Annotated in this window: 10 protein-coding genes; 5 read left to right on the top strand and 5 right to left on the bottom strand. The window is 70.2% G+C overall.

Translation table 11 applies throughout. The features are described 5' to 3' along the window. Positions 1-12: 12 nt before the first annotated feature. A complete protein-coding gene (gene mshD / locus K6I33_RS27570; RefSeq protein WP_229357242.1) occupies positions 13-942 on the bottom strand; it encodes a mycothiol synthase in 930 nt (309 codons plus the stop codon). A 37-nt stretch (positions 943-979) separates the two neighbouring features. Next, complete coding sequence (locus tag K6I33_RS27565) at positions 980-1,594, bottom strand: hypothetical protein (RefSeq protein WP_229357241.1); 615 nt, start codon at positions 1,592-1,594, stop codon at positions 980-982. Between the two features lie 345 nt (positions 1,595-1,939). On the opposite strand from K6I33_RS27565, the gene K6I33_RS27560 reads away from it, so the two are divergent. From K6I33_RS27560 to K6I33_RS27545, 4 genes are all read left to right on the top strand, one after another. After that, on the top strand, positions 1,940-3,772 hold the full coding sequence (locus K6I33_RS27560) for a bifunctional UDP-sugar hydrolase/5'-nucleotidase (RefSeq protein WP_229357240.1): 1,833 nt from the start codon (positions 1,940-1,942) through the stop codon (positions 3,770-3,772). A 157-nt stretch (positions 3,773-3,929) separates the two neighbouring features. After that, the gene (locus K6I33_RS27555; protein WP_229357239.1) at positions 3,930-4,145 is read left to right on the top strand and encodes a hypothetical protein; all 216 of its coding nucleotides are present in this window, start codon (positions 3,930-3,932) and stop codon (positions 4,143-4,145) included. Positions 4,146-4,257: 112 nt separating this feature from the next. Beyond that, positions 4,258-4,728: a hypothetical protein gene (locus tag K6I33_RS27550; RefSeq protein ID WP_229357238.1), complete on the top strand. Its 471-nt coding sequence runs from the start codon at positions 4,258-4,260 to the stop codon at positions 4,726-4,728. A 110-nt stretch (positions 4,729-4,838) separates the two neighbouring features. After that, positions 4,839-5,339, top strand: coding sequence for a hypothetical protein (locus tag K6I33_RS27545; protein ID WP_229357237.1), 501 nt, complete (start codon positions 4,839-4,841; stop codon positions 5,337-5,339). On the opposite strand, the gene K6I33_RS27540 is transcribed toward K6I33_RS27545, so the two are convergent. Then, positions 5,324-5,515: a DUF397 domain-containing protein gene (locus K6I33_RS27540; protein ID WP_229357236.1), complete on the bottom strand. Its 192-nt coding sequence runs from the start codon at positions 5,513-5,515 to the stop codon at positions 5,324-5,326. The genes K6I33_RS27545 and K6I33_RS27540 overlap by 16 nt on opposite strands. 12 nt (positions 5,516-5,527) lie before the next feature. Further along, entirely contained in the window at positions 5,528-6,379 is an 852-nt protein-coding gene (locus tag K6I33_RS27535; RefSeq protein ID WP_229357235.1) for a helix-turn-helix transcriptional regulator, read from the bottom strand. A gap of 222 nt (positions 6,380-6,601) precedes the next feature. Here K6I33_RS27535 and K6I33_RS27530 point away from each other — a divergent pair, with 222 nt between their 5' ends. Continuing rightward, the gene (locus tag K6I33_RS27530; RefSeq protein WP_229357234.1) at positions 6,602-7,084 is read left to right on the top strand and encodes an ATP-binding protein; all 483 of its coding nucleotides are present in this window, start codon (positions 6,602-6,604) and stop codon (positions 7,082-7,084) included. Positions 7,085-7,086: 2 nt separating this feature from the next. On the opposite strand, the gene K6I33_RS27525 is transcribed toward K6I33_RS27530, so the two are convergent. Next, positions 7,087-7,734: a hypothetical protein gene (locus tag K6I33_RS27525; RefSeq protein WP_229357233.1), complete on the bottom strand. Its 648-nt coding sequence runs from the start codon at positions 7,732-7,734 to the stop codon at positions 7,087-7,089. Positions 7,735-8,172: the final 438 nt, after the last annotated feature.

The following is an 8,172-nucleotide window of genomic DNA, read 5'->3' as shown; positions in this document are numbered from 1 at the left end:
GGGGGGGGGCGGTCAGCTCTCGGTCCGGTACATCAGGTCCGTCTCGTGCGTGAGGAAGCCCAGCCGCTCGTAGACCCGTACGGCCGGGACGTTGTCGGCGTCCACGTAGAGCATCGCGGTCGGCAGCCCCTTGGCCGCCAGGTGCCGCAGGCCGATCGTGGTGAGCGCCTTGCCGAGGCCGCCGCCCTGGGTGCCGGGGCGCACGCCCAGGACGTACACCTCGCCCAGCTCCTCGGCGGCGTGGATCTTCGTCCAGTGGAAGCCGACGAGCTCCCCGCCGCGCTCGGCGAGGAAGAAGCCCTCCGGGTCGAACCAGTCCGCGGCCTTGCGGTCGTCCAGGTCGCGCTGGGTGAGCGAGCCCTGCTCGGGGTGGTGGGCGAAGGCCTCGGCGTTCACCGCGAGCCACGCCGCGTCGTCCTCGCCGGGCCGGAAGGCGCGCACGGTCACATCCTCGGGCAGGACGGGGTCGGGGAGGTCCAGGGCGGCCAGCGGCCGGCGCATCTGCCGCAGCTCGCGGAAGAGGCTCAGCCCGAGCACCTGGGCGAGGTGCCGGGCGGCCGGGTGGCCGCCGTGCGCCCAGACCCGCAGCCGCTTGCCGGACTCGTGCAGCAGGGCGCTGCCGAGCGCCCGCCCGTGGCCGCGCCCCCGGGCGTCGGGGTGGACCACGAACTCACCCGCCGGGGCCTCCACGGGGTCGCTGTCCTCCAGCTGCCCGTAGCCGATGAGCTTCCTGTCCATGTCGCGCAGCAGGACGTGCCGCACGCCCGCGCGCCGCCCCTTGAGCTGAAGGCGCCCCTGCTCGGAGACGGCCGGCTGCCCGTCCACGGCGGCGGCCTCGCCGATCAGCAGCAGTACGTCGTCCACCACGCCGGGTGCCAGCTCCGCCAGCACCTCGATCCGGCGCTGCCCGCTCACGTCCACGTCATTCACCACGTCGCTCATGGTGCGAGCCTACGACGCCCCGGCCCGACGAAGGCCGTCAGCGACGGCTGTTGAGAAAGCCGATGGCGGTCGCGCCCCACCAGCCGAGCTGGGAGACGAGCACACCGGCGGCGCAACGGGCGACCAGGGCGCGCCGGGATCCCCTGGACGGAGACGGGGACGGGGACGGGGACGGGGACAGGGCCCCGGACGACAGCGCGGTGAGGCGCGGCTGGAGGGTCCAGGCGTGGAGGCCGTTGAGGGCGACCACGAGGACGAGGCCGAGCTTGACCCGGGCGAGGAGGGCGCCGGGGTCGGGGTGGAGCAGCATCCCGCTGCCGACAAGTCCGGCCAGGCCCAGCCAGATCGGCGGGTGGACGGCGTCGGCCGCGCGGAGGACCTCCGTCAGGGGGCGCTTGCCCAGCAGCCAGAGCAGGCCGAGCCAGTCGACGGTCAGGACGGCGCCGAAGCCGACGATCAGACAGGCCAGGTGGACGAAGAGCGCGACGTCGTGGAGGAGCGGATCGGCCCGGAGGTGGACGGCGGCCCAGACGGCGGCGGCCCAGACGGCACAGACACCGGCCGCGGCAGCGGAGACCAGCACGGATCTGGCGACCAGAGGGGTGGAAACGGGGGCGGAGCCGATGGGGGCGGAGCCGACCGGGGCGGTCACGGGCAGGTTCCTTCGCGCGAGGGGGGACGGACGGGTCGGCCGGCCCCCCACAGGCCGAACGCACCGCGGTAGACCTTCGCTCGGGTCAGTTAGGAAAGGCTTCCCTTGGTTGGTTCGGCCTTACTACGCCACAAAAGTCATGCCCTGGTCAAGTGGCGTGACTTATTCGTTGCGCTCTCAAGGACCGGGGACGCATCGGCCGCCGCACCGAAGCGCTACCGATTCGTCACCTCACCCCACCTGCCGCACTACGCGCGTTGACCGTAGGCTGCCGCCGACCGCATGTACCCGATCTTCATGCGCGCCTCACGCACGCCTTCTCGTCAATTGCACAAAGGGGAACAAATGCACGCGACGCCGCCACGGAAGCGCCTCGCAAGACGGCTGACCGCGACGGCGGCCGTACTGGCCGCCACCGCCGGTGTCCTCTCCGCCGCCGTCCCCGCCGGGGCGTCGACCGCGTCGTACGGCAACGACCGCGGCCACGGGCACGGCAAGGGCCGGACCGTGGACGTCCAGCTGCTGTCCTTCAACGACCTCCACGGCAACCTCGAGCCCCCGCAGGGCTCCTCCGGCACGGTGACGGAGACCCAGGCCGACGGGACGAAGAAGGTCATACCCGCGGGCGGCGTGGAGTACCTGGCCAACTCGCTGCGCACGGCGCGCAAGGGCCACGAGTACTCGATCACCGCCGCGGCCGGCGACATGATCGGCGCCAGCCCGCTGATGTCCGGCCTCTTCCACGACGAGCCCACCATCGAGGCGCTCAACAAGCTGAAGCTGGACGTCACCTCCGTCGGCAACCACGAGTTCGACGAGGGCCGCGCCGAGCTGACGCGCATGCAGAAGGGCGGCTGCCACCCGAAGGAGGGCTGCTTCGAGAAGGGCAAGAAGTTCAAGGGCGCCGACTTCCCCTACCTCGCCGCGAACGTCCTCGACGAGAAGACCGGCAAGCCCATCCTCAAGCCCTACACGATCTGGCAGCGCAAGGGCGTGAAGATCGGCTTCATCGGCGTCACGACCAAGCACACGCCGGACGTCGTCACGGCCGAGGGCGTCAAGGGCCTGAAGTTCGCCGACGAGGTCGAGACGATCAACAAGTACGCCAAGGAGCTCGACCGCCAGGGCGTGAAGTCGATCGTCGCGCTGATCCACGAGGGCGGCATGCCCGCCAACGGCTCGTACAACTTCGACTGCGACACCCCGGGCGCGGGCGCGGGCATCTCCGGCCCGATCGTCGACATCGCCAAGAAGGTGACCCCGAAGGTCGACGCCCTCGTCACCGGCCACACCCACCAGGCCTACGCCTGCACCATCCCCGACCCGTCCGGCGCCCCCCGCACGGTCACCTCGGCCGCCTCCTTCGGCCGGCTGTTCACCGACACCACCCTGACCTACGACCGCCGCACCAAGGACATCGTCCGCACGGCCGTCAAGAGCCCCCGCGCCGGCAACCACGTGGTCAACCGCGACCAGCCCAAGGCCGCGGACATGACCGCGCTCATCGACCGCTGGAAGACCCTGGCGGCCCCGATCGCCAACAAGCCCGTCGGCTACATCTCCGCCGACATCAACGGCCGCGGCTCGGAGTCCCTGGAGCAGCCCCTCGGCGACGTCATCACCGACGCCCAGGTGGAGGCCCTCGCCCCGGCCGGCAAGGGCGGCGCCCAGATCGCCTTCATGAACCCCGGCGGCATCCGCTCCGACCTGGCCTACAAGGCCTCCGGCGGTGAGGGCGACGGCGTCGTGACGTACGGCGAGGCGTTCACCGTCCAGCCGTTCACCAACATGATGCAGACCAAGGACCTCACCGGCGCCCAGGTGCTCGCGGTCCTCCAGCAGCAGGTCAGCGGCGCCAACGCGGACCAGCCGAAGATCCTCCAGATCAGCAGCGGCCTGACCTACACGCTCGACCTGACGAAGAAGGGCGCGGACCGGATCGTCGCGTCGTCGGTGAAGGTCAACGGCGCCCCGCTGGACGGGAAGAAGACCTACCGCGTCGCCGCGAACGAGTTCCTGATGGGCGGCGGCGACGGCTTCCCGGCCTTCAAGGACGGCACGAACAAGCTCGTCGGCCCGTCCGACCTGGACGTCTTCGTCGCCTACCTGACGGCCCACTCCTCGAAGGCGTCGCCGCTGGCGCCGCCGAAGGCGGACCGCATCACGATCGTGAAGTAACCGGCCCCGCCCGCCACTTGCCCGTACGCCCCCGCGCCCCTTGGCGCGGGGGCGTACGCCGTGTCGGGGCAGGCGCGCGGTGGTAGGTCCTCCCGGACCCACCCGCCTGCCCGCCTGCCCGCCTGCCCGCCTGCCCGCCTCACGACGAGGAGACCCCATGAAGCGCACCCTCCACCGCGTCCTCACGACGGCCGCCGCCACGGTCCTGCTGGGTCTGGGCGGCGCGGCCCTGGCGACCCCGGCCCACGCCGAGGTGGACGGCACGATCCTGGGCGGGCTCGCCGTGCTCCACACCAATCAGGTCGCCGACGCGAGCGCCCTGGGGACCCGCGTGATCCACCTCGCGAACAACCCTCTCGAAGGCCTGGTCTGACCCTCCGGTAGGCGATGGCCGGATCGCACGGCCCGGCCTTGCGGAGGCCACGGGCCAGGCCCATGATCACGTCTCGTATCGAGTCGATCACTCACAGGACTGGAGACGAGACGTGGCACCCCGTATCGCGTTCCGCGCCCTCACCGCGATCGTGGCGACGGCGGCCCTGAGCCTGCCCTTCGCCCAGGGCGCGTCGGCGGCGACCCCGCCGGCGCGCCCCGCGGCGGCATCCGCCTCGGAGGAGAACCCCTTCCGCTGGATGGACCTGGAAGGCCTGCGCGCCGAGCACCGCTTCATGTGCCCGGCGGGGCACTGCGTCGGCTACTGGTCGCTCGTCCTGACGGACGAGGTCGCCAAGCGCCCGTACAAGGGCGGCGAGTTCTTCGCCTACGCCCCGGCCACGGGTGAGTTCGGCTTCTTCCTGGACACGGACATCGCAAGGCGCACGGTCAAGCACCCGCGCCAGGTCCGCCTCGTGGACAGCGACTTCACCCGCTCCCACCCCCGATTCGAGGTCCGCTACGGGGACCCGTCCCAGCCGAAGCAGGCGCGCGTGGTGGCCAGGGCCACGACCTGGATGTAACCAGCACGTTTATCCCGCATCGATCCGCTGTCGATCGCCCCTTGTTTCGCTGCCGTCCGGCGTGGCGCACCCGCACCTCGCCGGATGACCAGTGAAACAGGAGACACATAATGCGCAAGCTCCCCTTGCTGGTGGCCAGTCTGGCCACCCTCGCACCCCTCTTGCTCGCCGGGCAGGCACCCGCCTACGCCAACGGCGACCGGGACGGCATCGACGCGTGCGCGCAGGAGGCGAAAGCGGCCGGCTTCGCCAAGGACAAGTCCGCCGAGGGCCGCAACGACGACGCGATCCACGCCGTGGCGATAGCCATGGCGGAGTCCGGCTGCCGCCACGACGCCAGACACCAGAACAACCCCAACGACCCCGACCCCGGGTCGTGGGACCTGGGCGCGTGGCAGATCAACGAGCGCTGGTACCCCGAGGTGCACGGTCACGACGCCGGCGTCGTGACGGCCGAGAACTGGCAGGACATGGGCTGGTCCGCCCGCAAGGCCCGCCAGATCAACGAGGACGGCACGGGGCGCGGCTGGGCCTCGTGGGCGGCGTGGAACCTCGGCACGTACCGGCAGTACCTCGACCAGGCCCGCGACGCGGTCTATCGCAACTGGTGACGGTGGCGCCGGACGGCGCCCAGCAGCGCCCGTAGCGACGCGGGAGCGACGACCAGGACGGTGTCCGGGTCGTCGCTCTCGCGTAAGCGGAGGGTGCCGTCTTCGACGGCCGCTATGTTCAGGCAGTTCGAGGCGGTGCCGCTGTAGGAAGACTTCTGCCAGTGGTACGTGGACACGCTTCGTACCCTTCAGATGGTGCGTGCAAGGCCGTGGATGAAATCCCGCGATTCAGCGGGATTCAGCGCAGTCGCTTCCATGGCGTCCAGGATCGCGCTGTATGTCGCGAGTTGCGCTTCGGCATCGATGAACTGGCAGCCATGCGCTACGTCTAGCTGCACTGTATCGAGCTCTGGCACGGCCCCATAGACGTAGTCCGAAGACGTACCGGCTCCCGTAAAAGCCCCGGCAGTGAAGGGGATCACGCGGATGGTGACATGATCCAACTCGCTCATCTCGACAAGATGACAAAGCTGAGCGCGGACGGTCTCCGCTCCCCCGAACCTCATCCGCAGCGCTGCCTCATGAATGACGGCGGAATAGGGAACGGGATTGTCGCGATGAAGGATTCCTTGTCGCTTCATCCTGTGAGACAGCCGATGTTCCACCTCATATGCCCGCATGGGAGGCACCGCCGCCTGGATCACCGCTCGCGCGTGATCGATGGTCTGCAGAAGCCCCGGAATGTGGATCACCAACGCCACACGCAGACCGTGGGCGTGGTGTTCCAGCTCGGCCAAGTCCGCCAGATCTGCCGGAAGGTGCTCGCGGTATTCGTCCCACCAACCACGCGTTCGCCCGCCTGTCATGTCGGCCAACGCGTCGGTGAGCTTGTCGTCGGCGCACGAGTAGGCGCGGGCCATCGCCCGCACACGGTCCGCGCTCACGGCATGACGACCCGCTTCGATCATGCTCATGCGCGCCTGCTGGAAGCCGAATCGCGCGGCGGCGGCCGTTGACGACAGTCCGGCCCGCTCGCGGAGCTTGCGCAACTCAGCACCCAGGCGACGCTGTCGAAGTGTTGGGGGATGGCTCGGTGGCATGGCGCCCACTCTAGGCCCGCAGCAAGGCGCCACCTTGTCACCCACACGAGGGGGAATTCATAGCTCTACGCACGAAGTGCTGTTAGACCTACGACCGGTGGTCGTACCGTCTCATCCAGGCCACTCCCAACGCGGCCCGCCGCGAACGCGGAAGCGCACCGCCCTGCTCAAGGGCGGCATTGACACCGCGCGGCAGCGAAACCCTCCCCGTAAGGAGCCACCATGGCAACCGTATCGCCGGAGAACCGCTGGTCCTACTCGCTCACCCTTCCCCACGACCCGCGCTCCGCGCGGATCGCCCGGCTCACGCTGCGCGGCGCGGTGGAGAGCCACGGCATGGGCGAACTCGCCGACGTCACCGAGCTGGTGGTCAGCGAACTCGTCACCAACTCCTACCTCTACTCGGACGGGCCGACCGAGGTACGGCTCAAGAAGGTGACCGACGAACGGGTCCGCATCAGCGTCTGGGACGGGAACCCGGAGGTCCCCTCGCCCTTCGAGCGTCCCGTCATCCTGGGCAAGGGGCGGATCCCGGAGATCGACCCGGAGGCGCCCCGGGGCCGGGGGCTGCGGATCGTGCGGCTCTGCGCCGACAACTGGGGTAGCTGGTCGGGCGATCAGGACTACCTGGGAGTGCGGGGGAAACTGCTGTGGTGCGAGGTGAGCCCCGCGTCCATGGCGTTCGCCGTCACGGTGACGGCATAGCGTCACTCGGCCGAGATGACGCTGCGGCACGTGCCGAAGGCGTCGCCGCTCTTCACCGAGCCTTCTCCGAACGCCGTGTTGAGCGCCGCCGCGAACTGCGGGGTGACGGTCAGCGCGATGGTGAGGGGGATGGTGACCCTGGGCGTCGGCATCAGCTCCAGCTGTGGTGACAGCGGTCCCGACGGGACGTAGGTGAAGGCCGGGGTGCGTGTGCCGGCCGGGTCGGCGGGGGTTTTGACGACGAACGTCAGTACGCCCTGAAGCAAGTTCTCCGCACTTCTGGGGATCTCGGGGTCCGATGCCTCGATCACATTCCCCGCGCCGTCCCGCAGCGAGAATCCGCCCTTCGCCTCACCAGTGATGGTGATCGCGCGTGTCAGGGCGGCGGAATCCGCGACCAGCGACGGCAGATCCCCCTCGCCCGCGATCTCGACCCTCCCCGTACCGTCCGTCGTGGCGAACGAGCCCGGGCCGGCGCCCGGTGTCAGCGGGGCGAAGACGACGCCCGGCTTCCGCCAGGAGACAGCGCACTCACCCTTCGCGCCCTCGGCCGTGAGGGAGACGGGGTCGGGCACGAACGCGGCCCACCCCGTGACCGCGGCGCCGGTGAGCGCGGCGGCCGCGAGGGCGACCACAGCCTTCCGGTTCACGGGGCGACGCCTCCTCGGGCTTGGGCTCGGACCACGCTGGCATCCTCGCCCCAGCGGGAATCACCCGCATCCGCCCGCCGCCGTTGGGATGACCGCTGTCCGAGTCATCCGGTGCCGCACATGTCGCGTGATCGTCGCGACTCCCCCGAGCCCGTGCCATGGAGATCACGCTAGAGGCCTTTACCGGCCAACGGGCAGAGCCGCGGCGCAACGGCCGGAAACCGCCCCGATATCTGCGCGAATTCGTGCTACGACTCACGTTCGAACACCCCGCCAAGAATGCGCCAGTACCGGCGGTAGCCCTTGCGGTCACCGGCCTCGGCCGTGGTGGGATGTGGCGATGCGAACCCCCACACGCATACCCGCCCGTCCCCCCAACCCCTACGAGGAACTGGCGGCACTCGCGGACCCCGAGCCGCCGCCGTACGACGAACCCCC

This window comes from Streptomyces sp. UNOB3_S3 (assembly GCF_020740895.1).
GTDB lineage: Bacteria > Actinomycetota > Actinomycetes > Streptomycetales > Streptomycetaceae > Streptomyces.
The sequence above is the reverse complement of the archived record's forward strand: the minus strand, read 5'-3'. Positions and strand labels throughout refer to the sequence as shown.

Coding starts and splice junctions, on each gene's coding strand:
- mshD (WP_229357242.1), bottom strand. CDS start 942: ATGAGCGACGTGGTGAATGACGTGGACGTGAGCGGGCAGCGCCGGATC.
- K6I33_RS27560 (WP_229357240.1), top strand. CDS start 1,940: ATGCACGCGACGCCGCCACGGAAGCGCCTCGCAAGACGGCTGACCGCG.
- K6I33_RS27555 (WP_229357239.1), top strand. CDS start 3,930: ATGAAGCGCACCCTCCACCGCGTCCTCACGACGGCCGCCGCCACGGTC.
- K6I33_RS27545 (WP_229357237.1), top strand. CDS start 4,839: ATGCGCAAGCTCCCCTTGCTGGTGGCCAGTCTGGCCACCCTCGCACCC.
- K6I33_RS27535 (WP_229357235.1), bottom strand. CDS start 6,379: ATGCCACCGAGCCATCCCCCAACACTTCGACAGCGTCGCCTGGGTGCT.
- K6I33_RS27530 (WP_229357234.1), top strand. CDS start 6,602: ATGGCAACCGTATCGCCGGAGAACCGCTGGTCCTACTCGCTCACCCTT.